Origin of the sequence: Bradyrhizobium sp. CB1717, from assembly GCF_029714325.1 — a bacterium.
Lineage (GTDB): Bacteria > Pseudomonadota > Alphaproteobacteria > Rhizobiales > Xanthobacteraceae > Bradyrhizobium.
The window spans coordinates 3,552,338-3,575,893 of the sequence record NZ_CP121666.1 but is presented as its reverse complement, the minus strand read 5'-3'; the positions used below and the strand labels follow the sequence as shown (position 1 = coordinate 3,575,893).

At 65.3% G+C, this 23,556-nt stretch carries 18 protein-coding genes; 11 read left to right on the top strand and 7 right to left on the bottom strand.

What is annotated here, in order from left to right; genetic code table 11:
• The first annotated feature begins 135 nt into the window (after positions 1–135).
• The 10 genes from QA649_RS16835 to QA649_RS16790 all read left to right on the top strand — a co-directional run bounded on the left by QA649_RS16835 (position 136) and on the right by QA649_RS16790 (position 11,287).
• Positions 136–1,185, top strand: a complete 1,050-nt coding sequence (locus QA649_RS16835; protein WP_283025175.1) for a nucleotidyltransferase family protein — start codon at positions 136–138, stop codon at positions 1,183–1,185.
• Entirely contained in the window at positions 1,182–2,090 is a 909-nt protein-coding gene (locus QA649_RS16830) for a Gfo/Idh/MocA family oxidoreductase (protein ID WP_283025174.1), read from the top strand. The genes QA649_RS16835 and QA649_RS16830 overlap by 4 nt, the downstream gene beginning before the upstream one ends.
• Positions 2,087–2,788, top strand: a complete 702-nt coding sequence (locus QA649_RS16825; RefSeq protein WP_283025173.1) for an acylneuraminate cytidylyltransferase family protein — start codon at positions 2,087–2,089, stop codon at positions 2,786–2,788. Before QA649_RS16830 ends, QA649_RS16825 begins: the two co-directional genes overlap by 4 nt.
• 13 nt (positions 2,789–2,801) lie before the next feature.
• A complete protein-coding gene (locus tag QA649_RS16820; protein ID WP_283025172.1) occupies positions 2,802–3,623 on the top strand; it encodes an SDR family oxidoreductase in 822 nt (273 codons plus the stop codon).
• 13 nt (positions 3,624–3,636) lie between these two features.
• Positions 3,637–5,151 carry a hypothetical protein gene (locus QA649_RS16815; protein ID WP_283025171.1) on the top strand — a complete coding sequence of 505 codons (1,515 nt, stop codon included), beginning with the start codon at positions 3,637–3,639 and terminating at the stop codon, positions 5,149–5,151.
• Positions 5,152–5,220: 69 nt separating this feature from the next.
• On the top strand, positions 5,221–6,609 hold the full coding sequence (locus QA649_RS16810; RefSeq protein WP_283025170.1) for a surface carbohydrate biosynthesis protein: 1,389 nt from the start codon (positions 5,221–5,223) through the stop codon (positions 6,607–6,609).
• Between the two features lie 3 nt (positions 6,610–6,612).
• Positions 6,613–8,016, top strand: a complete 1,404-nt coding sequence (locus QA649_RS16805) for a capsule biosynthesis protein (RefSeq protein ID WP_283025169.1) — start codon at positions 6,613–6,615, stop codon at positions 8,014–8,016.
• An 11-nt stretch (positions 8,017–8,027) separates the two neighbouring features.
• Positions 8,028–8,777 carry a glycosyltransferase family 2 protein gene (locus tag QA649_RS16800; protein ID WP_283025168.1) on the top strand — a complete coding sequence of 250 codons (750 nt, stop codon included), beginning with the start codon at positions 8,028–8,030 and terminating at the stop codon, positions 8,775–8,777.
• Positions 8,778–8,938: 161 nt separating this feature from the next.
• Complete coding sequence (locus tag QA649_RS16795) at positions 8,939–9,901, top strand: UDP-glucuronic acid decarboxylase family protein (protein ID WP_283025167.1); 963 nt, start codon at positions 8,939–8,941, stop codon at positions 9,899–9,901.
• Between the two features lie 42 nt (positions 9,902–9,943).
• Entirely contained in the window at positions 9,944–11,287 is a 1,344-nt protein-coding gene (locus QA649_RS16790; protein WP_283025166.1) for a hypothetical protein, read from the top strand.
• Here QA649_RS16790 and QA649_RS16785 read toward each other — a convergent pair.
• The 7 genes from QA649_RS16785 to QA649_RS16755 form a co-directional block, all read right to left on the bottom strand.
• Positions 11,284–12,477, bottom strand: a complete 1,194-nt coding sequence (locus QA649_RS16785; RefSeq protein ID WP_283025165.1) for a glycosyltransferase family 1 protein — start codon at positions 12,475–12,477, stop codon at positions 11,284–11,286. The genes QA649_RS16790 and QA649_RS16785 overlap by 4 nt on opposite strands.
• The gene (locus tag QA649_RS16780; RefSeq protein WP_283025164.1) at positions 12,470–13,402 is read right to left on the bottom strand and encodes an SDR family oxidoreductase; all 933 of its coding nucleotides are present in this window, start codon (positions 13,400–13,402) and stop codon (positions 12,470–12,472) included. Before QA649_RS16780 ends, QA649_RS16785 begins: the two co-directional genes overlap by 8 nt.
• A gap of 67 nt (positions 13,403–13,469) precedes the next feature.
• Entirely contained in the window at positions 13,470–14,090 is a 621-nt protein-coding gene (locus QA649_RS16775) for an acetyltransferase (RefSeq protein WP_283025163.1), read from the bottom strand.
• A 148-nt stretch (positions 14,091–14,238) separates the two neighbouring features.
• A complete protein-coding gene (locus QA649_RS16770) occupies positions 14,239–15,327 on the bottom strand; it encodes a glycosyltransferase (protein WP_283025162.1) in 1,089 nt (362 codons plus the stop codon).
• A gap of 3 nt (positions 15,328–15,330) precedes the next feature.
• Complete coding sequence (asnB, locus tag QA649_RS16765; protein WP_283025161.1) at positions 15,331–17,169, bottom strand: asparagine synthase (glutamine-hydrolyzing); 1,839 nt, start codon at positions 17,167–17,169, stop codon at positions 15,331–15,333.
• A 3-nt stretch (positions 17,170–17,172) separates the two neighbouring features.
• Positions 17,173–18,726 carry an oligosaccharide flippase family protein gene (locus QA649_RS16760; RefSeq protein ID WP_283025160.1) on the bottom strand — a complete coding sequence of 518 codons (1,554 nt, stop codon included), beginning with the start codon at positions 18,724–18,726 and terminating at the stop codon, positions 17,173–17,175.
• 210 nt (positions 18,727–18,936) lie between these two features.
• A complete protein-coding gene (locus tag QA649_RS16755) occupies positions 18,937–19,623 on the bottom strand; it encodes a hypothetical protein (RefSeq protein ID WP_283025159.1) in 687 nt (228 codons plus the stop codon).
• A gap of 319 nt (positions 19,624–19,942) precedes the next feature.
• On the opposite strand from QA649_RS16755, the gene QA649_RS16750 reads away from it, so the two are divergent.
• Positions 19,943–23,554, top strand: coding sequence for an autotransporter domain-containing protein (locus QA649_RS16750; RefSeq protein WP_283025158.1), 3,612 nt, complete (start codon positions 19,943–19,945; stop codon positions 23,552–23,554).
• The last annotated feature ends 2 nt before the right edge of the window (positions 23,555–23,556 follow it).

Genomic DNA, 23,556 nt, shown 5'->3' with positions numbered 1-23,556 from the left:
GGCCTGAAAACGCTAGATTTAACAAGGACAACGCAGGGCAGCCTGGCGGGGTTGACGCCGCCTCCCACAGCCGCGATATAGCAGGCTCAGCCGCGGGCGGCCCCCAATATCTGGCGTATACGAGGCAGAATTGCCATGAAATCCTGGCGTAAGGCCGTCGTTGGAACGCAGGCGACCGTGGGCGAGGCCATTGCCGCGATCGAGAGCGGAAGCATCCAGATTGCGCTCGTGCTCGACGACCAGAACCGCCTGCTCGGCGTGGTCACCGACGGCGACGTCAGGCGCGGGCTGCTGCGAGGGATCCCGCTCACCGGGCTTGCCACCGACATCATGAACCGCGCGCCGGTGTCGGCTCCGGCGACGCTGTCCCGCGACGACCGCCTGCATCTGATGCGGCACAAGTCGATCAAGCAGCTCCCGCTTGTCGACGAAGGCGGCCATCTGGTCGTGGTCGAGACGCTCGACGAGCTGCTCGAGCCGCGCCATTATGCCAATCCGGTCCTGATCATGGCGGGCGGGCTCGGCGAGCGCCTGGGGGCGCTGACGCGCGACGTGCCCAAGCCCATGCTCAATGTCGGCGGCAAGCCCCTGCTCGAGACGATCGTCCGCAACGTGGTGCAACAGGGTTTTTCCAATATCTACATCTCGGTCAACTACAAGGCCGAGACGATCAAGGGTCACTTCGGCGACGGCGCCGCCTTCGGCGCCAATATCCAGTACGTGCACGAGACCGAACGCCTGGGCACCGCCGGTGCGCTCGGGCTGTTTCCGACGCCGCCGGATCTGCCGATGATCGTCACCAACGGCGACATCCTCACCACGATCAACTACGGCGCGCTTCTCGACTTCCACAACGGAACGCCGGCGGAAGCGACGATGGCCGTCCGCGAGCACAAGGTGCACGTCCCCTATGGCGTGGTTTCCACGTCGGAAGGCTTCCTCCAGACCATTCGCGAGAAGCCGACCGAAAGCTGGTTCGTCAGCGCCGGCATCTATGTGATTGGAAGCTCCGTCTTCCGCCATGTCGCGCCCGGCGTCAGGATCGATATGCCGACCGTGCTGGAGCGCGTGATCGCCGGCGAGGGACGTGTCGCGGTCTATCCGATCCGCGAATACTGGCTCGACATCGGCCGCCTGGAGGATTTCGAGCAGGCCCACGCGGAGTTTCATGAGGTCTTCCCGTGACCTCGACAAAAGCCGTCGTGATCGGCCTCGGCTCGATCGGCACAAGGCATGCCCGGATCCTGCGCGAGCTCGGCCTCGAGGTCGCGACGGTGAGCCGCCGAGAGGGCGGCGACTATGCGTCGATCGGAGAGGCCGTCGCCGGCGCGCATCCGGATTACGCGGTGATTGCCACCGAAACCGCACGCCATGCCGACGACCTGCAGGGGCTCGCGCAGGCCGGCTTCCGCGGCGCGGTCCTGGTCGAGAAGCCGTTGTTCGCGACGGCGTCGCCGCCGCCGAAATATCCGTTCGCCCATGTCTGCGTCGGATACAATCTGCGCTTCCATCCGGTCATGACGGCCCTGGTCGAGCAACTGCGCGGGCGCGAGGCGATCACGGTCGCCGCCTATGTCGGGCAGGACATCAGGGACTGGCGGCCCGGCCGCGACCATCGCACCACCGCATCTGCGACAACGGACGCCGGCGGCGGCGTCCTCAGGGATCTCAGCCACGAGCTGGATTATCTGCTGTGGCTGTTCGGGCCATGGCACCGCGTCGCAGCGCTCGGCGGCGCGTCCGGCGCGCGCGACATCGACGTCGATGACCATCTCGACCTGCTGCTCGACATGCAGCGCGCGCCGTCGGTGCATGTCCACATGGATTATCTCGACCGCCAGGGCATCCGCCGCATCCGCGTCAATGTCGACGATGACACCATCGAGGCCGATCTCGTCGGCAGCCGCCTGATCGTCAACGGCAAGGCAACGGACATCGCCAGCGAGCGCGACCAGAGCTACCGCGACATGCACGTCGCGGCGATGCGGGGCGCGCGCCCGGCCTGCTCCCTGCCCGAGGCACTCGGCGTCGTGCATTTGATCGACGCCAGCGAGCGCGCGCTGCGCAGCAAGACCTGGGTATCGCCATGAGCCTCGTCTGCACCATCTGCGCGCGAGGCGGCTCGAAGGGGGTCGTCGGCAAGAATGCGCGCGATCTCCTCGGCAAGCCCGTGCTCGCCTGGAGCATCGCGCAGGCGCGCGAGACGGGCCTGTTCGATGCGATCGCGTTCAGCAGCGATTCGGACGCGCTGCTCGAAGCGGCGCTGAAAGCCGGCGCCGATATCGGGGTCAAGCGCCCCGACGAGATGGCGACCGATACCGCGCCGAAACTGCCCGCGATCCGCCATTGCCTCGAGCAGGCCGTCGCGCAAACCGGCACGACACCGGAGATCTTCGTCGATCTCGATGTCACCTCTCCGCTCCGGCTCGCCTCCGACATCACCGGCGCGGTGGCGCTGCTGCGCGAGAGCGGCGCCCGCAACGTGATTACCGGGGCGCCGGCACGCCGCTCGCCCTATTTCAACCTGGTCGAGCAGCGCACCGACGGCAGCGTCGGCCTCTCCAAATCCGCCAATCCGCCGATCACGCGACGGCAGGATGCGCCGCGCTGCTTCGACATGAACGCGTCGATCTATGTCTGGCGCGTCGCGCCGTTCCTGGAGCAGCCCGCGGTCTTCTATCCGGACACACGGCTGTTCGAGATGCCGGAAGAACGCTCGATCGACATCGACTCCGATCTCGATTTCGCGTTGGTGGAACTGCTGCTGCGCCAACGACTGAACGCCTGAGGGGGCTTTAGCGATGACCACGAGCTTCAAGGCTCTGTTCGATCTGACCGGCCGCACGGCCGTGGTGACCGGCGGATGCGGCATTCTCGGGCGTCGCTTCGCCGAGGGCCTTGCCGAGTTCGGCGCCAATATCGCGATCGTGGATCTCGACCCGGCCGCGACCGATGCGGCGGCCGCCGACCTCGCCTCGCGCCACTCCATCCGCGCCAAAGGCTATGGCTGCGACATCACCCGGCCCGACGCCGTGCGCGCCACGGCGGAGGCGCTCGAAGCCGACCTCGGACCCGTTTCGATCCTGCTCAACAACGCCGCGAGCAAGGCGCGCGACCTCGACGCTTTTTTTGCACCCGTCGAGACATTCTCGCAGGACACCTGGCGGGAGATCATGGCGGTCAATCTCGACGGCATGTTCAACGTCGCCCAGGTGTTCGGCGGCCGGATGGCCGAGCGCGGCTATGGCGCCATCGTGCAGACCGCTTCGATCTACGGACTGATGGCCCCGGACCAGCGCATCTACGAAGGCTCCGAATATCTTGGCCGCGCCATCAACACGCCTGCGGTCTACACGGCGTCCAAAGCCGGTGTCATCGGCCTTACAAAACACCTCGCGACCTACTGGGCGGCGAAGGGCGTTCGCGTCAACACGCTGACGCCGGGCGGCGTCGAGAGCGGGCAGAACGAGACCTTCAAGCAGCGCTACGGCGCCCGCATACCGCTCGGCCGCATGGCCCGTGCCGACGAGATGGTGGGCGCGATGCTGTTCCTGGTGTCCGACGCGGCGTCCTACGTGACCGGCCAGAACATCGCGGTCGATGGCGGGCTGAGCGCGTGGTGAGCCGGGCCATGCCATGTTGAAACAGTTGATCCGGAACACGGTGATTTCCAGCGCGGCGTTCGGAATAGCGGCCGTGCTCGGCCTGATTGTCATTCCGGTCATCATCCGAACCTGGGGCGTAACCGAATTCGGCCTCATCGTGCTGGCCCGCATCCTGCTGCCGAGCGGCATGATGGGGCTGCTCGACCTCGGCCTCTCCGAAGTCACGACGCAAGCGGTCGCACGCGCGCGCGAGCATCGCAATTGGCGCGTTGCGGGCCAGCAACTCGCGCTTCTCACCGTGATGGCCGCTGTTCTCGCAGGGCTGCTCGCAGTCACGATCTGGATCAGCGCGCCCTATCTGACCATCGCGCTCCGCGTCGATAGCTCGCACGCCGACAGGTTTTCGCAAATCTTGCGCTACACCGCGCTTGCCAACCTGGTGCTGATCCCCGCGCTCGTCTGGGAAGGCATCGTCAAGGGCTTTGAGCGCTACAATGTCCTGCGGCTGGCCGAGGTGACCTCCACGATCGTCTATGTTGCCTGTACGATCTGGGCGGCCAACTCCGCAGCCTCGTTCGAGCTGGTGGCCTATATCTATCTCGCGAGCACCTTGATGCGCGCATGCCTGGTGTTCACCGCGGCCTTCGTCGCGGTCGTGCGCAAGGTCAGGCTCGCGATGTGGGACGCGCCGATCCGGCGCGAGCTGATCCACCGCTGCGCGCTGTTCGCCCAGGGCAAGCTGACGGGCGGCTTGGCGCTGCCGATTCAGCCTTTCCTGGTCGGCCTCTTGTTCGGGCCCAAGGGTGTCGGCGTGTACGATACGCTGGTCCGGCTGCCCCGGGTGTCAAAGGTCGTCGTCGGTCTCCTGACGTCCGCCTTGCTGCCGGTGGCAAGCCGCCTGGACGAACGCGGCAATGCTGCAGCGTTCCAGCGCCTCGGTGAATTCGGCCTCATCATCCTGCCCATGTTCACGGTACCGCCGCTGATGGCGGCCGCCATGCTGTCGCGCGAGATCATGCAGGCATGGATTGGACCGCAGATGGCTCCCTACGCGTTCTGGATGGGCCTGAGCTTCGTGGTTCCGATCTGCGCTCAGTACCTCGCCTTCGGCAACGTCATGTTCCTGACCCGCACGGACGTGCAGTCGCGCCTGAACCGGCTCATGATCTATCAATTGGCGGTGTGGGCCGCAGTGGCGGTTGCGACGCTGCACCTGTTCGACGAACGAGCGCTGATCCTCGGCCAGGTAGTTGGGAACGCCGTCATTCTGCCGTTGCAGATCGCGGCCGTGAGCCGCGGGTTGCAGCTTGACTCCTACCGCCTCCTTAGAGCACTTCTCGCCCAGGCCGTCATTCTCGTGGTCTTGGGCCTGCTGCTGCTCGAGCTTGCAGACCATTTGGCAATCGACAGCTTCTGGGGACTCGGGCTTGCGATCGCCTCGTTCTGCATGGCGAGCTGGGCCATTCAGTATTTTCTCGTTCTGGAAGACCGCCAGCGGGCGATCTTCGCGGAACTGGGCCATCGCTTCGGCTGGGCGTCGACCTAGCTTGTTAACCTGCACCGACATGTTCGGGAGATCGATGACCGCCTTGGTCGACACGAGGAGACGTAAACGGTGCGCATAGGCCTGGTGGTCGATCACCCCAAGCGTGACCTGCCGGGTGCAGTCATGCTCGGCTATCAACTCGCGCGGCGCGGCGTCTCGGTCGTACTGGTGCCGATGTACGAGCAGGCCGTCGACGTGCCACGGCTCGGGCTCGACGCGCTGGTCGTCAACTATGCGCGCCCGGTCAATCTCGACCTGATGCGTAGCTTCGCCAAGGCTGGCCTTGCGCTTTACGTGCTCGACACCGAAGGCGGCGTGCTCGCCGAGAAGGGCGGTAACTCGCCGCCGGCGATGGCCGCGCACGTCAAGGGCAGTGGCTACGCCGACATCCTCTCGGGCTATTTCTTCTGGGGCAGCCGGCTCCACGATGCCTTCCTGGCGGCGGGAACCATGAAGCCGGAGCAGCTTCACCTCAGCGGATGCCCGCGCTTCGACTTCGCAGCGCCCCGCTGGCGCGCGCTGCTTGACGGCGAGCCGCGCGGCTATCTGCTCGTCAACGCCAATTTCCCGCTGGTCAATTCGCGCTTTACCGGCAAGCCGGGCGGCGAGCGCGAGGCGATGGTGCGGGCCGGCTGGGACGGTGCCTATGTCGACCGCTTCATCGCGGACCTGAAGCAGGTCTTCGCGAACTACCTCGCCGAGATCGACCGGCTCGCCGCCGCGCGGCCCGACCGCACCATTCTCGTGCGGCCGCATCCCTTCGAGAGCGAGGACGTCTATCGCAACGCGCTCGCGCGCCATTCCAACGTCCTGATCGACGGCACCGGCAGCGTGCTCGACCGCATCCGCAACGCGGCCGCGGTCGTGCATCTCAACTGCGGCACCGCCGTCGAATCCGTGCTGCTCGGAAAACTGCCGCTGCAGCTCGAATATCTGAACACACAGGTCACCGCCGGTCACGCCGCGCTGCCCGCGCGCGTGAGCCGCGCGGTCGCTTCGTTCGACGAATTGCTTGGCGCGATCGACCACATCGAGCGCGAGACCGAGACCTTCGATTTCGCGCGTGTTCATGCCGCCGATATCGAGGCCTTCTTCCATCTCAACGATGGACAAGCCGCCGAGCGGGTCGCCGATGTCCTGACTGCTGCAGGCAGTTCGCGCCGGCCTTACCTCTCGCTGCTTGCGACCGTGAAGGGCACGCGCGACAAGCCGAGCATCGGCCAGATCGTCAAGGGCGCAGCCAGCGCCGTGCTCGGATCGGCCGTCACCGAACGGCTGCGCAGCCGATTCAACCCCGCCCGGCGCGACAAGCGGATCGAGCCGGTCTTCGTCAGGACGCTGCTGCAGCGGATCGCAACGCATGACCGTGCAAGCCCGTCGCAATTCACCGCAACACGCGCGCACTGCGCGACGACAGGCTTGCCGCTCGCGAGCATTGCCATCGAACCCGCCCGATAGACCATGACCACATCTGCAAGAACCATTCTCATCACCACGCTCGCCGAATACCAGACCCGGTTCTGGATTCCGGTCGCGCAACGGCTGCGCGCAGCCGGCGATGAGGTCGAGCTGCTCGCCTTCGACGATCGCAGCGCCGAGATGTCGGCGGCCGAGGGCGTGCCTGTCACGAACATGTACCGCGAGGGCCTCAAGGCCGGCCCCGCGCCCGACGACCGCAGCGCGTTCGATGCGCGCGTCGCTGCCTACTGCCTCGACGGCACCAATTTCCTGTTCAGCCATGAGCGCTTCACCTTCGGCATCCGCGATACGGCCGCGCTGCGCCGGCGCTTCATGATCTATGCCAATGCGATGGAAACGGTGCTCGACCGGCTGGAGCAGCAAGGCAAGCGCGTCGAGCTGGTGCAGGAGCTCGGCGGCTTTCTCTCGGTGATCGCGAGCTTCTACGCCGCCAGGCGCCGCAACATCCGTAACTGGTTCATCGAGCCGTCGTTCTTTCGCGGCCGCATGTACTTCACGCCCGACAGCCTCGCTGCGCCCGACGTGATGCCGACGCCGGCGGACGCGGTGTCACCGGAGGTGCGGGCCTATCTCGACGACACGCTGACGCAGCGGGCGATCGTCATCCCCAAGAAGGACCAGCATCATTATTCGGCGGCCTTCAAGAAGGTCGTGAACCTGCGCAATGCCCGCCGCCTCACCGAAAAGCTGTGGGACCAGTTCGCGCTCGGCAAGCATCAGGAGTTCGGACACAATCTGCGTCACGCCCGCGTGCACGCCGCGATGGCGCTCAATGCGACGCGGCTGCGCAAGCTCTACAAGCCGATCCCCGAGGCGCCCTTCGTCTACTATCCGTTCCACGTGCCGGCCGACATGGCGCTGACGCTGCGCTCTCCCGACTACCTCGACCAGGTCGCGACCGTCGATTTCCTGCTGCGCACGATCCCGGATTCGCATGTGCTGGTGGTGAAGGAACACCCCGCCCAGATCGGCGCGATCTCTGCCGACCGCCTGTTCGAGCTGGCGCGCCGATTCGATAATTTCGTGCTGCTGCCGCCGCAGACCAACAATTACACCGTGCTCAACCGTGCCGACGCCGTGATCTCCGTCAACAGCAAGTCGGGCGCCGAGGCCCTGCTGCTCGGCAAGCCGGTGGTGGTGATGGGCGATGCGTTCTACCGCTCCTGCCCGCTGGTCTACGCGGTCGACCGTCTCGCGGACGTGCCTGCGCGGCTGCGCGAGGCGCTCTCCGCCGGCCCATTCGATCCGGCCAAGGGGGCGCCCTATTTCGAAGCGGCCTGGCGCAAGTCTTATCCAGGCGAGCTCTACATCGGCGATCCCAAGCTGCTCGATACGTTTGCGGCCTCCTTGCGTGCCGCGATCGCCGAGCCCGCCCGCACGAATTGAACGGACCCGTCATGCCGCTCGTCTCGATCATCACCCCATCCTGGAACGTCGAAGGCCTGATCGAGGAGACCATCCGCTCGGTGCAGAGCCAGAGCTTTGCCGATTGGGAGCTCCTGATCGCCGACGACTGCTCGACGGACAAGACGCCGCAGATCATCGCCGACATCGGCGCGCGCGATCCGCGCGTCAAGCTGATCCGGCAGGCGAAGAACGGCGGACCGGCGCTGGCGCGCCAGGCCGCGATCGACCGGGCGCAGGGCCGCTACCTCGCCTTCCTCGACAGCGACGATCTGTGGCTGCCCGAGAAGCTCGAGCGGCAGCTCGCCTTCGCGAAGGCGAAGCAGGCCGCACTCAGCTACACCGCCTTCCGCCGCATCAACGAGGCCAACACGGTCACCGGACGCCTGATCGAGGTGCCGGCCTCGCTCACTTACGGTCAGCTCCTGAAGAACACCGCGATCGCGACGCTGACCGCGATGGTCGACCGCGAGATCGCAGGTCCGATCGCGATGAAGAACGAGGGCTATGATGATTTCTGCCTGTGGCTCTCGATCCTGAAGCGCGGCCACACCGCGTACGGCCTCAATGAGGACCTGGCCCGCTACCGTGTCAGGGGCTCCTCGGTCTCCAGCCGCCCGGTACGCTCGGCCAAATGGGTCTGGCAGATCTACCGCAACGTCGAGCACCTCTCCCTGGTCCGATCGGCCTGGTGCTTCGCCCATTGGGGGGCGCGGGCGTGGCTGAAGCGGCGGGAGTTCTAGGCGCATCGCCGGGCACCGAGAGCTGAAAAAAGTGCGAAAACAACCCCATGCACAGTAGAGGTATTTAAATACCCGCATCCAAGCCCACTTGGCTATTGGCGAGTCCGGCCGTTGCCGATACCACTCAGCCCGCTCCTGCCGCGGACAATCTGGAACCGATCATGCCGTTTGAAAGCTACAAGAACAGCCGCATCCTCGTCACCGGAGGCGCCGGCTTCATCGGATCGCACATCTGCGAGCGACTGCTCGATGCCGGCGCCGAGGTGGTGTCGGCGGATAATTATTTCACCGGCAGCCGGCGCAACATCGCCCATCTGATCGCAAATCCGCTGTTCGAGGCGGTCCGGCACGACGTCACCTTCCCGCTCTACATCGAGGTCGACGCGATCTTCAACCTGGCCTGCCCGGCCTCGCCGATCCACTACCAGCGCGACCCCGTGCAGACCACCAAGACCTCGGTGCACGGCGCCATCAACATGCTCGGCCTTGCCAAGCGGCTGAAGGCGCGCATCTTCCAGGCCTCGACCAGCGAGGTCTATGGCGACCCGCTGATCCATCCCCAGACCGAGGATTACTGGGGCAACGTCAATCCGATCGGCATCCGCTCCTGCTACGACGAGGGCAAGCGCTGCGCCGAGACGCTGTTCTTCGACTATTGGCGCCAGCACGGCCTGCCGATCAAGGTCGCGCGCATCTTCAACACCTACGGCCCGCGCATGCAGCCCAATGACGGCCGCGTGGTGTCGTCCTTCATCGTGCAGGCGCTGAAGGGCGAGCCGATCAGCGTGTTCGGCGACGGCGGGCAGACGCGCTCGTTCTGCTATGTCGACGATCTCGTCGAGGCGATCATTCGGCTGATGCTGACGAACGAAGACATCACCGGCCCGATCAACATCGGCAACAATTCCGAGTTTACCATCCGCGAGCTCGCCGAGAAGGTCATCGAGCTCACGGGATCGCGCTCCAGGCTGGAGTTCAAGCCGTTGCCGCAGGACGATCCGCGCCAGCGCCAGCCCGATCTCACCAAGGCGAAGGCCGCTCTGAACTGGGAGCCGAAGGTGGCGCTCGAGGACGGCTTGAAGGAGACCATCGCCTACTTCAAGCACTCGCTGGAAATGGCCTGAGCCCGCTCGCAACTCCCCTCGTCCGCAGCGAGCCTGTCCGCCATGAGCGCACCGTCCAGGATGATCAGCGACCTCCGGTCACGGCTGGACTCGAAAACTGCGCTGACGGTTCTGGTGCTGCTGCACAGCGCCCTCACCTGCCTGTCGCTGATCAAGGTCGCCACCTTCCAGTACTATATCAGCTTCAGCGTGGAGCGCCTCTGGATCGCGGTCATCGTTGCGGCCAGCTTCTCCGTCGTTTCACTGCTGTTCGTCATCGCCCGCTTCAGCTTCGGCTATTTCGTCGGGTTCTATTTCTACACGATGATCCTGGGCTTCCTCTGGATCGACGTGTTCTCGTATTACAGCTACGAGCAATTGCCCGCAGGCATCTCGGCCGCGCTGGCGCTGGTGCTGTTCCTGTTGCCGATGCTATTCGTCAGGGCGCCTCTCCGGCAAACATTGGCGTTGTCGAACGCACATTTCGAGCATCTGCTGACGCTGATCCTGGCCGTCTCGATGATCACCATCGCCGTGGCCGCGACCTACAATTTCCGCCTGGTTTCGGTCGCCCACATCTACGACTATCGCGAATCGCTCGAATTTCCGGCCGCGGTGCAATATCTGACGGGCTGGGTCTCCAGCACGTTGTTGCCGTTCGCCTTCGCCTGCTACTGGCTGCTCGGCCATCGCTGGCGTGCCGCACTGGTGCTGATCCTGCTGCTGTTGTTCTACCCCATCACGCTGACCAAGTTCGCCTTCTTCACGCCCGCCTGGTTGATCGCCCTGGCTGTGCTTTCGCGCCTTCTGGAGGCGAGAACGGCAGCCATCGCATCGATCTTCGTCCCGATGCTCGTTGGCCTCGTCGTGATCGTTGCGACCGGCGCCGCCCTCAACAGCATCCCCGGCAGATACTTCGACATCGTCAACATCCGGATGATCGCGACCGCATCCAGCGCTCTCGACATCTACAACAACTTCTTCTCGAGCCACCCGCTGACCTGGTTCTGCCAGATCTCCGTCCTCAAGCCGTTGATGCATTGCCCCTACGAGGTGCAGCTGTCCATCCTGATGCAGGACGCTTACGACCTCGGCAAATTGAATGCCTCGCTATTTGCGACCGAAGGAATCGCGTCCGTCGGAATCTATCTCGCACCTTTGACCGCGCTCGCATCGGGCTTCGTGCTGGCGCTCGGCAACCGTGCGTCTGCTGGCCTGCCGCCCCGCTTCATCCTGATGTCCGCCGGCGTGCTGCCGCAAACCCTGCTCAACGTGCCGCTCTCGGTCGCCTTGCTCACACACGGCGCCGCGCTTCTCTTCTTGCTCTGGTATGTGGTGCCGCGGAGTGTCTTTGCGCAGGAACGCTCGTCGGACCGGGAGCGCTCCTGCTCGAGCACGGCCGGCTAGCGGGCCGCTGGCGCCATCGCATCGCGAGCCAGCCGGACGAAATCCGCAACGAACGCCTCGACGCGCTGCTCGAGATTCGGCAACAGGTTACGGACGGTCGCAGGCCCGGCCGCCTGCGCAACCTCAGACAGATGATCGGCCAGCGTCTCGGCGTCGTGGATGCCGAAATAGCGCGCACGTCCCTCCGTCTGTTCGCGATGAACGTCGATATCGGACAGGATCATCGGGACGCCGAACGACTTGGCTTCCTCGACCGTCGTGCTCCACCCCTCACACTCCGAAGGATTGATGAGAGCGATCGACGCGCGCAGGAGGGCATAGACGTGATCCAGCGGAATCATTCCGAGATGCCTGAAATTCGCATCGAGACCGCGCGACCTGACTTGCCTCATCGTGGTTTCGAACAGATCGGGGTCACGGGAGTCCTGCGTATTCCCGGACGCCGCGACGACGACGTCCAGCCCGCGGCGTTTCAAAAGATCAAGCGCATCGACGACGATCCGGTGATTCTTGTGCCGCCAGAACTGGTTCGGCAGATAGAAATAGCGTGCCGGCAGGCCGTAGCCTGCGATCACGTCGGACGGATTCGTGGTCAGCAGGCTGGCTGGCGGCTCGGTCGCAAACCGGACCACGGAGACGCCGTTCGACAAGCCCGGATAGAACCTCTTGAGATCGGCAAGCGCGCTTGTGCTGCTCACCATGATGTGTCGGCCGGATGCGATCTGGACCCGAAAGCCGAGATCGCGCCGCCAATAGGCGCTCTTGGAGAAAAGGTGCGGGAGCAGGCGGTGCTGGAAATCCGGGAACCAGGCGATCGCGGGGAACGGCAGGCGCCAGCCGAAGAAGCGCGCGGATTCGAACACCATGTCGATCTTGCGCAGCTCGAATTCGGCGACGGCGCGTCCATCCAGACCAAAGGCGATCGCGCGGGCAAGATTCGTCGCACGGGCAAGACCGGCCGCAGCGTGATCGAACACCGGCGAGCGCACGACCTCGACGGCGGGAATGCCCGCCAGCGCTGCAATCTCCTCAGACTCGTCAGCCGTTCCGGCAAACAGCACGGGCGTCACCGCTCCCGGCGCGTATCTGTTGAGCGCCTCGAACAGATTGCGTTGATAGTTGTAGCCTCCCGCCCACAGGCGGCGCGGTATGTTGGTGAATGCGATCCGCAGCGGCGCAAGCTCAGGCACGAGTTTGGCCCTTGAACCATGCGACGTAGTCGGCGAGCCCCCGCTCCAGCGGAATGCGCCAGTCGAAGTTCATGTCGAGCACGCGCGCGTTGTCGGCCAGCAGGCTGGTCGGGTCGCCCGGCCGCGCGACGCCGGAAAACTGCACGGCCGTTTTGCTGCCCCAATGCCCGATCAGGCCTTCGGCAACGCCGGCGACGCTTACGCCGCGCCCGGAGCCACCATTGATCACGTCAAAATCGTCCCGCCACGCCCCCTCCGCGACACGCGCCAGCAGACGAACGACGTCGCGAACGTCGGTCCAGTCCCTGATTTCGGCCCCTGTTCCTCCGAGATTCAGCGTGCGCTGCTCGTTGCGCAGCCGCGAGCAGATATCCCAGAGCAGCTGCTTGCGAAGGTTCGGACCGTAGACCGAGAACAGCCGCACGACGGCACAGCGAATACCGAAGCTCTGGACGTAGCTTTGACACAGCTGCTCCATCATCAGCTTGTGGTGGCCGTAGGGCGACATCGGCGTCAGCACCGCGCTCTCGGGGATCGGCCCGGCATGATCGGCCCCGTAGACGGCAGCGCTCGACACCACGATCAGCCGGCTCTCGGGCGCAAAGCTTCGAAGCCATTCCAGCAAACGCGCCGTGCTGGCCACGGTCCGCGAAAAGTCCTCGAACGGGCGCTCGATCGACAGTCCGACGGACGACCCGCCGGCCAGGTGGAAGACGTGCGAGGGCAACCCGTGCGCGGCGGCAAGCGCGTTCAGATTGGCGGCGTCGACTTCGCCATTGATCCAGGTCTGCAAGCCGAGCGCGCGTGCATCGGCCGGATCGAGCGCTCCATGACCAACGCCATGGACAGCATGCCCGCCGTCCGCCAGCTCGCGGACGAGATGGCGGCCGATGAACCCGTTCGCACCGGTAACCCACATGGACATGGCGCTACCTGGCTTGCGGACGGTTGGCTTGTGAGCACATTGCAATCCCCGTCGTCATGGCTATTTCTTATCGCTCGTCCGGCGACAACTCCCTAACAATGGTGGCGGGATTGCCTGCCACGATGGAATATGCCGGAACGTCCTTGGTGACCACCGCGCCCGCGGCGACGATGCCGCCCTCACCTATCGTCACGCCTCGCATCACCATCGCACAAGCGCCAATCCACGCATCGTCGCAAATCTTGATCGGACGATCGTCGAGCGAGAGCTTGCGTGGGTGACCCAAGGTGAAAATCTGCTTCGCCTGCTCGTGCCGCTCGGCAGCACGGATCGGATGCGAAAGATTATCGAATATGTTCACCGAATGCGAGATCAGGACGCGGTTTCCGATCTCGATCGAAGCTCCCGACCAGATACGTGTACCCTCTCCGACATAGCACCACTCACCAATCGTAATCCGGCCACCGTGCCCGAGGACCTTCAGCTCGCCCCTGATGTGAGAGCGGCTGCCGATGACGATCCTGTCGCTATCGCCGAACGCGTTCCAGATCCGCGCGGAATGCGCCAGAAATGCTTCCCGGTGCAAGCGGCAGGTCGCCCGCCCCGTCAGGCGCCGGACGATATAGTGAAAGTTGAGGCCATCGATAGCATGCGCACAACGGCGCGCGAGCGTAGAAAGAATGGACATCAGCTCACCCTCTGCGCCGCAAGGCCGAACGCGTTCGGATTCTCAATTGACACCTCCGACGGAGCCATGCCCCCGCCCTCTACTGCATCAGGAAGTGGACATTCATTCAATCAATCGGATGGACGCTGCGGCAAAAATCGTGGCTCGGTCAAAGGCGCCCGACGAGGTCACTGAATGCTCTCCATTGCACGTCTTTGCTGTAAATGTCACGGACGCGGCCTCGACCCAGCGCGGCGATTTCCGCCGATCGGGGCCAGTCCTGTAGGGTTCGCGAGATCACCTCGACGGCCTGTTCCGGCGTAGCGTAGGTCTCGATGGTCACGCCCTCCTGCATGCCGTCCGGATAGCCTCCGGCGTCGGACACCAGCAGGGCGCCGCACCCCATCGCCTCGAAGCAACGCATGTTGCCGCGGTCGGTGCCGGCCATGTCAATCGCACCGTTGAGCACGATCTTCGACGATCCGATCAGCTCGTAGAGATCCCTTCCGAACACGGGGGGGTTCGCGATGGCGGCGATGGCATCCGGACGCCTGTGCCGTCCCAGTGGCAACAATCGTCCGATCGCGCTTTCGGCCAGCCTGGTCAGGCGCGATGCATCGAGACATAGCACGACATTGTGGTCGTCAGCCAGGCGTGCGACCCGCTCCAGCGTCCTGGCACGTACGCGATGATGTCGCGAATAGCCGCCGACGAAGACGACGTCGATCGGACGTTCGCCATGGCCATACTCGTCCATCACGGGATCATGCGCCGGAAAGAACAATTTGGCCCGGCATCCCTTGCCGCGCCATAAGTCGAGGATCGACGGAAAGTTGCCAAGCACGGCGCCGTAGGCCGTGAAATCGGCATTTCCCGACGGCGCCGCGCGCCAGCACAGCGTCGTCTTCACGCACCCCGGCAGCTTGGCGACGAACGCGCTCGGATAACGCACCGGATCGAGGTTGTAGAAAACCTCGGTGGCGTGATGCTCGATCTGTGCAAGCAGGATGGCCTCGAGCGTCGGCCCACCCGGCATGCCCTGCTCGCGCGCCCAGCGCCGCTGCAGGACCTCGTCGTCGCCATTGGTGAAGAAGGCCTCCGGCGATCCATCGAGCACCGGCTGGAGGAAATGCGACGCACCGAACCGGTCGTGCAGAAACACATCCCGCCGCTCCGCGAAGCTTCGGGCGTTCGCCGCGAGCTGGTTCAACCGCGGCAGATAGGACGGATAAAGAGCACTATTTTGGAACAGGCGCATTGCTCAGGCGTACCTTGCCAACATCCATTTCATGTTCAGATACGGCCAGATCCGCCCGACCGTCTCCCAATCCCACGTCTTTGACGTCGTCAAGCGGCTGACCGCTCGGCGCAGGGCCGCTTCATCCACCAGCTCGGCAAAGGCCGGCACCTCGCGGTCAAGCAGGTCTGCCGTCCAGCCGGCCAAAGGTCCGTTCAGCCACTCGGGCATCGGCGAATTGAAGCCGACCTTGCGGCGCGCGGACCGGATCGACTCCGGCATCAGGTTGGCCATCGCCCGCCGGGCGACAGCCTTGGTGTAGCCATCTGCCGACTTGCTGCTTTCCGGAAGCGCCATCGTGTAGGTCACTAGGCGCCAGTCCATGAAGGGCATACGAACCTCGACGCCGTGGGCCATCGAGAGACGATCGAAATTGCGCAGGATCGTGGGCAGCACCGTGCTGTGAAACATGCGGTAGAGCCGCCGGTTCAGGCCGCCCCATTCACGCGGCAGCACGTCGTCCTCGGCAACCAGCGGAAGCAGGCTCGGAAGTTCGCGCAGCCCGCCACGCAGAAAATAGACGCCCTGACGTTTCAAGGAGAGCACGCGCAGGAGGTCCACGCAGCGGCGCGCCAGCGGCGATCGCGAAGCCAGGTCTTCCGCGGCATTCCGGATTCGGAACGCAGCCGCCTGGCCGTCCTGCAAATAGGCCCCCATCAACTCGTCCGCCCCGTGACCGTCGAGTGACACCGTCACGTCGTTCTGCCGCAATTGCCGATAGATCAGCCAGGCCGCGCTGGGCAATCCGATATAGACGTCGTCGAGATCGTCGAGAATCCGATCGAGGTCCGTCAACGCATCGCCCTGTCCGATTTCGAGGAAGGTGGGCTCGACCTTGGCCCAGGCGGCAGCCTCCTCGGCCATCGGCCGCTCGTCATTCAATGCGCCCGGGAACGTCGCGACGAAGGCGTGACGCCACGCGGCGCTGTCGCGCGGTCCCATCCCGGCCTGCTCATGCGCCGCCATGGTGCAGATCACCGCCGATGAGTCGAAGCCTCCGGACAGGCAGGTCCCGATCGGCACGTCGCTGCGCATCCGCAGCGCCACGGCGTCCTGGAACAACTCGCGGAAGCGGGCCACGCGCTCGGATTCCGTGGCCGGCACCGAAGGCAGATGATCGATCGTCCGCCACCAGCGCCTGACGCTGACCTTGCCCTGGCGCAGCCACATGCAATGGCCGGCCTGCAGACGGCGAACCTGCCGAAACAGGGTGCGATCGCTTCCTTCGATCCCGAAAGCGTCGAGCAACAACCGCCGCGCCACCTCCAGGTCGACGGAAGCATCGATCAATCCGCTCCGCACCAGCGCCCGCTGCTCGGAGGCGAAGACAAATCGCTCCGGCGACATGGCATAGAGCAGCGGCTTGATGCCGAAGCGATCACGCGCAAGGAATAATTCGCGCGTGCTCGTGTCGAAGACCGCCAGGGCCCACATGCCGTTGAAGCGCGGCAGCATGTCTTCCCGCCAGGCCTCCCAGGCGGCGAGGATCACTTCGGTATCGGATTGGCTTCGGAACACCGCGCCCCGCGCCTCGAGCTCGCGGCGCAGCTCGAGAAAATTGTAGATCTCGCCATTGAAAACGATGACGTGACGGCCATCCGCCGACAGCATCGGCTGATAGCCGCCCTCGCCGGGATCGATGATCGCAAGGCGACGATGGCCGAATGCGAGCGTCCGGTCCGGGCTGAACCACGTGCCTTCGCCAAACGGACCACGATGCGCGATCAGGCTGGTCAGCCGCGAGATGTCGGCCGGCTCGACCGCATTGCCGCGCAAATCGACGATTCCAGCGATTCCACACATGTCCTAGATGGCCTTCAGGGGCACGAAGCGACTGACAATGGCCCGCAAGTCCTGCAAGCAGGCCCTTCGATACGGTCCCAGCTGCGACACGGCAACTTCGACGACAAAGATGATCGCAGCCGTCACCGACGCGACGAGCCCCACCGACCACCAGGACGGCGCAAGGTGGAACGGTGCGCGGTCGAGGCCGGTGCGCAGCGCCAGCGCCGTCGCGATCCCGATGCCGAGCGGCATCAGCACGCAATGGATGACGCGCGGCCAAATGCCGGAAATGTCAAAACTACGGCGCAGGAGCACGACGATGGTCGCCATCTGCGCGATCATGCCGGCGCAGGCGCTCCAGCCTGCGGCCTGCCATCCGAAGCTCGGCAGTACGATCGCGCTGGTGCCGAGGGTGACGATACCCGTGATCAACGCGATGAGCGCGTTGGAGCGCGAGCGCCCCTGCGCCAGCAGATAAAAGCCGAACACGTTCGCACTCGACCCAAGGATACCGGCAATCGACAGGACGACGAGCACCCGCGCGGCCTCGGCCGCGACCTCCGCGCCGGTCCAGACATGCAGCAGTGGACCGGCCACGGGGATCAAAGCGCCCAAGGCACTTGCCGCAAGGACATTCAATATCCACGACGATCGGAACAGCAGATCGACCTTGCGATCCTCGCTCTCTTTCTGCAGCGTGCTGAAGAACGGAAACAGGATCTCACCGACCTTGAGGATGCCGATATAGGTCGCCTCCTGGAGGCGCTGCGCCACGCCATAGAAGCCGACGAACTGCGGTTGCAGCAGCGCGCCGAGCAGATATCGATCGGCCTGCCCGGCAAGCAGTGCGCCGCCCTGTGCGGCCACCTGCCAGATGCCGAACCGGGCGAGCCTCGCGAAGGCATCGCGATGCAATGCCGGCGGTGCCAGCCACTGACCGATTGCGCTGCGGGACCAGGTCACGGCGATCAGCAGACCGGTCGCAAATCCCAGCGCCTGGCAACCAAGAAACGTCGACGCATATGGCCAGACGGGGATCAGCAAGAGCATCGAGAAAGTCGAGACCACGGTGCTCGCAATGCCGACCAGGGCGATCCGGCGATAGTCCTGACGCGCGGTGAACAGGGCAACGAAAACCGCCGACACGCACTGACATAGCCAGCCGATGCCGGCCAGCGCGAAGGCCCATCCGAGGTCGCCAGCGGCCGGACCGGCCAGATGAAATCCGAGACGCGCAAGGGGAGCCCCGGCAACCAGAAAGAAAACGCTGATCGGGCCGCCCGCGCCGATCGCAAGCATCACCGCGGTCGCGAACAGGCGTCGCGCATCGTCACGATCGGATGGCTCCAGTCGCTGCGCAAGCTCGCGCGCCGTCGAAAGTCCGAGCGCGTTGCTGAACACCAGCGCCGGCGCAATGCAGGCGGTGACCAGACCCGCCACGCCGAACGCAGCGAGGCCGAGATGAACGATCGCGAAAGGCAGGATGGCCAGGTTCAGCACCACGGCCACCAGGAAGGCCATCGCATTCCAGGCGGAGTTCCCCAGCAGATCGGGCGGTCTTTTTCTCGAAGTCATGCCAGCCACCCGGCCGTACCCTCACCAAGCCTTTGCCACCTCGTCAATCAGGGTTCCCCCAAGCAGCGCGAATTCGGGCTAGCAGCCAGTGCACGGATTGTCGATAGTCTGCGGAGGTAACAAAGGGCCGCCTGCGCCAGGCCCGTTCGGGCACGGCAAGTTGCCGGGCCGCATCACGGAATTGGGCTTCCCGGTCTCGCAACCAAGCGCTCAGAGCCCATCCGACTCGCCGTTCTTCGGCGTCGAGCGCGGCACAATGGGCGCAAAGGACGTATCGGTCGTCCCCGGCATCGTCGGCCTCCCGCCGACATCCGCAGGGGGAGCCCCAGGGGCCGCTGCCGGATCCGCCGGGCGCTGGAGCGCCAGAACCTCGCTGCGATCACCCTGCTTGAACGTCACCTCGCGCGCCTGAACCTCCGTCAGCGACCAGCCGCCGAGCGATTCGCCCTGCCGCAGGCGCACGACCTTCTGATCGATGCGGTTGACCAGAATCGCGATGGCGTCGCCCTCGCCCACCACGGCCCCCACCAGAAGCAGCGGTGGCGGCGCCTCGACCGCCTTGGGCGGCGGGGCTGCCTGCACCTCTTCGACCGGAGCCCCGGCGACCGCGCGCGGCGGTGGCCGGCGCGAGGCCGAGAAGATCGGGCGCTCCTCGGTTGCCGTCAGGGCCGAGAGCGGTACCGACCACAGCGGGTTGCCGCGGAGGACCGGTTTGCTCACAGCCGGCGCCGGCCGCGCAATCGGCCTCACTGCGCCGACATCGACGCTCTCGGCGGGACTGCCCGCGGCATCGTCGGGCAGGATGTCGATGCGCGAGGAGGTGGCAGCCCAGGTCGCGGCACTGCCCAGCACCGTCCACAGCGCAGCCAATCCCATCGCTCGAAGCCACCCGGACATTGAATTTCCTTGCAGAGAATTTTCTTGCAGGTCCCCTTCCGCAAGCCAAACTAGGCCCGAAGGGCCCGCCCATCAACCGCCTCGTGTCCGCCCCAAGTCCGGCGGACAGGCAGCAATCCGGGTCCCCACTGTTGCGACGCGTGGAAATGTTGCCCAACAGCCACGATCGGGGAAATTGCGGTCGGAACGGGCAGGAACCCTGCACTATCAAACCCCCGTTCATTGCGAGCCCATGTAAGGCCATGAGATCATGGCGCGCGGGGCCGCGCTGCACGGCTAAGTTGTATGTTTGCTTTGATTTTTTGATTTGAGAGCACCGATGTTCGGACCGGAAATGGCGCGCAAGAGGATCGGACAGCGGCTGCGGTCGGTGACGCGCCACTCGCTGGCGACCCTGCTCGCCACGACCGCGCTCGGCGTCGTCGCCGCCCACGCCGTGGACGCCACCTGGACCGGCGCCAGCACCGACTGGACGGATCCGGCCAACTGGAACCCGAGCGTGCCGGACGGAACCGCGACCTTCACCAGCAGCGGCAGCGCGAACGTCGACAACTTCAACGGCGTCGTCGTCATCGGCACGGTGCAGTTCACGAACACTGCGCAGGCCTACACGGTCACGATCGGCGATGCGTTCATCGTCAACGGCACCGGCATCATCAACGATTCGGGCAACACGCAGAACTTCGTGTCGACGTCCAACGGCATCAATATGGTGTTCCAGAACAGCAGCACCGCCAGCGGCGGAACTGGTGCCGTGACGATCACGAACAGCTCCGGTGGCACCGTCTCGTTCCTCCAGAACAGCACGGCGGGGACGGCAAGCATCATCAACGGCAGCTTCCTCACCTTCGAGGATTCCAGCAATGCCGGCAGCGCCCATATCACCAACAACGCGGGCGGCCAGATCGATTTCTTCACCAGCGCCTCGGCCGGCAACGCCACCATCAGCAATGCCGCGTCGGCCACACTGAACTTCCACAACGCCACCACCGCCGCCACCTCGTCCATCATCAACGACGGAACGGTGAATTTCGACGGCTCCGCCACCGCCGGCAGCGCCACCATCACCACCAACAACGGCGCGACGACGAACTTCTCGGGCGCGGCGACCGGCGGCAGCGCGCGCTTCATCGCCAATGCCGGCGGCACCGTCGACATTTCGGGCCTCACCAGCGGTGGAATGACCACCGGCTCGATCGAAGGCGCGGGCAATTACGTGCTCGGCGCCAACACGCTCACCACCGGCAGCCTCAACACCTCGACCCAGGTCGACGGCGTGATCTCCGGCGCCGGCGGCGGCCTGACCAAGGTCGGCACCGGCACGCTGACCCTGACCAACGTCAACACCTACACCGGTGCGACGACGATCTCGGCCGGAACGCTGGCATTATCCAGCGTCGGCAGCATCGCGAGTTCCAGTGTCGTGACGGTGAATGGAACATTCGACATCTCTGCGGCCTCGTTCCCGATCATCGCCATCACGACGCTCGCCGGCAGTTCGAGCGGCGTCGTCAACATGGGCGCCCACGGGCTGTTCGTCAGCAACGGCTCGACCGAATTCGCGGGCGTCATCCAGGGTACTGGCGGATTTGAAGTCGGCAGCGGCACTCAGACGCTCTCGGGCGTGAACACCTACAGCAACGTCACTCAGATCGACGGAGGCGCCACGCTGGCGCTGAAGGGCGCCGGCTCGATCGCAAGCTCGCTCTATGTCGCCCTCGCCGGCGCCGGCGCCACGCTCGATATTTCCCAGACCAACTCGGGGGCTTCGGTCGGCGGCCTTCTCTCCCCCAGCACCGCCGGCTTCGTCTCGCTGGGATCGAAGACGCTGACGATCACGAACGGCAGCTTCTATGGCGGCGTGATCCAGGACGGCGGCATCGGCGGCGGCACCGGCGGCAACCTCGTGATCGCGAACGGCGCGACGCAGCAGCTGTTCGGTACCAGCACCTATACCGGCACCACGACCATCGCGAGCGGCGGCGAACTCGATCTCATCGATTTCGGCGGCCTCAATGGCAGCATCGCGACCTCCAGCGGCGTCGTCGCCAACGGCGTCTTCGATATCTCGGGCCAGCTCAACGGCGGCACCTCGATCAAGGCGCTGTCGGGCTCGGGCACCGTCAATCTCGGCTTCAACACGCTGACCATCACCAACGCCAGCGGAACCTTCTCCGGCGTCATCGACGATGCCGGCTTCGGCGGCGGCCTGACGCTGACCGGCGGCATGCAGACGCTGTCCGGCAACAACACCTACACCGGCGCCACCACCATCAACGGCGGCACGCTGGTGGTCGACGGCTCGATCCTGAACAGCCCGGTCACCGTCAACACAGGCGGCACGCTCGCCGGCAGCGGCACGGTCGCCGGCGTCCAGGTCAGCGGCGGCACACTGGCGCCGGGCAGCGCAGCGAGCCCGTTCGGGCCGCTGACGGTGACCGGCAGCCTGATCTTCACCGCCGCCTCGACCTATCTGGTGCAGGTCTCCTCCACCAGTGCCAGCCTCACCCAGGTCACGGGCGCGACCGACCTCGGCGGCGCGACGGTGCGCGCGAACTTCGCCTCGGGCACGGTCAAGAAGCAGTACACGATCCTGACCGCGGCCGGCAGCCTCGTCAGCACCACCTTCAATCCGACCGTTCTGTCGAACATGCCGACGCTCAACGCGACGCTGAGCTACGACACCAACAACGTGTACCTCAACGTCAACGTCAACTTCACACCTAGCGGCGGCCTCAACGCCAACCAAAAGAACGTTGCGAACACGCTGACCAACTTCTTCAACACGACCGGCGGCATCCCAGCGGCCTTCGCCGCGCTGAGCCCGGCGGGATTGACCACCGCTTCGGGCGAGCTCGGCACCGGCATCCTCCAGGCCGCGATCAACGCCGACGGCCAGTTCATGAGCCTGATGCTCGACCCGACCATCATCGGCCGCTCCGGCGGCTTCGCCAAGGCGGGCAGCGTCGCGCAATTCGCCGAGAGCGACGACGCTAGCGCCTACGCCAGGATGCGTCCGGCGACTGCGCGCGAGCGCGAAGCCTATGCAATGGCGACCAAGGCGCCGCTGCTCTCCTCGCAGCCGAGCAGCCGCTGGAGCGTCTGGTCGGCGGGCTATGGCGGCTCGGCCGAGGTCGGCGGCAATGCTGCGGTCGGCTCGCAGGACCTGACCGCACGGGTCTGGGGCGGCGCGGCCGGCGCCGATTACAGGATTTCGCTCGACACCCTGGTCGGCTTCGCGCTCGGCGGCGGCGGGCTGAACTACTCGGTCGCGAATGCGATGGGCTCGGGCTCGGCCGACCTGTTCCAGGCCGGCGTCTATGGCCGGCACAATTTCGGACCGGCCTATATCGCGGCCGCCCTCGCCTATGGCTGGCATGACGTCACCACCAACCGCACCGTGGCGCTCGCCGGCTCCGACCAGCTCCAGGGCCGCTACAAGGCCGACAGCTTCTCGGCCCGTTTCGAGGGCGGCTACCGCTTCGCAACGCCGACGATCGGCATCACGCCCTACGCGGCGGCGCAGGTGACGAATTTCAACCTGCCGAACTATTCCGAAACGAGCCTCAATGGCGGCGGGCTGTTCGCGCTGAACTACGCCGCGCAATCCCTCACCGACACCCGCTCCGAGCTCGGCCTGCGCACCGACAAGTCCTACGCGATGCACAACGGCGTGCTGACCTTGCGCGGCCGCGCCGCCTGGGCGCACGACTACAATCCGGGCCGCGCCGTCACCGCGCTGTTCCAGACCCTGCCGGGCACCAGCTTCGTCGTGAACGGCGCCAGGGTCGACGCCGAATCCGCGCTCGCCAGCGCCAGCGCCGAGATGAAATGGCTGAGCGGCTTCTCGATCGCCGGCACCTTCGACGGCGAATTCTCCGGCAACGTCACCAGCTATTCCGGCAAGGGCGTGTTCAAGTACAGCTGGTGAGC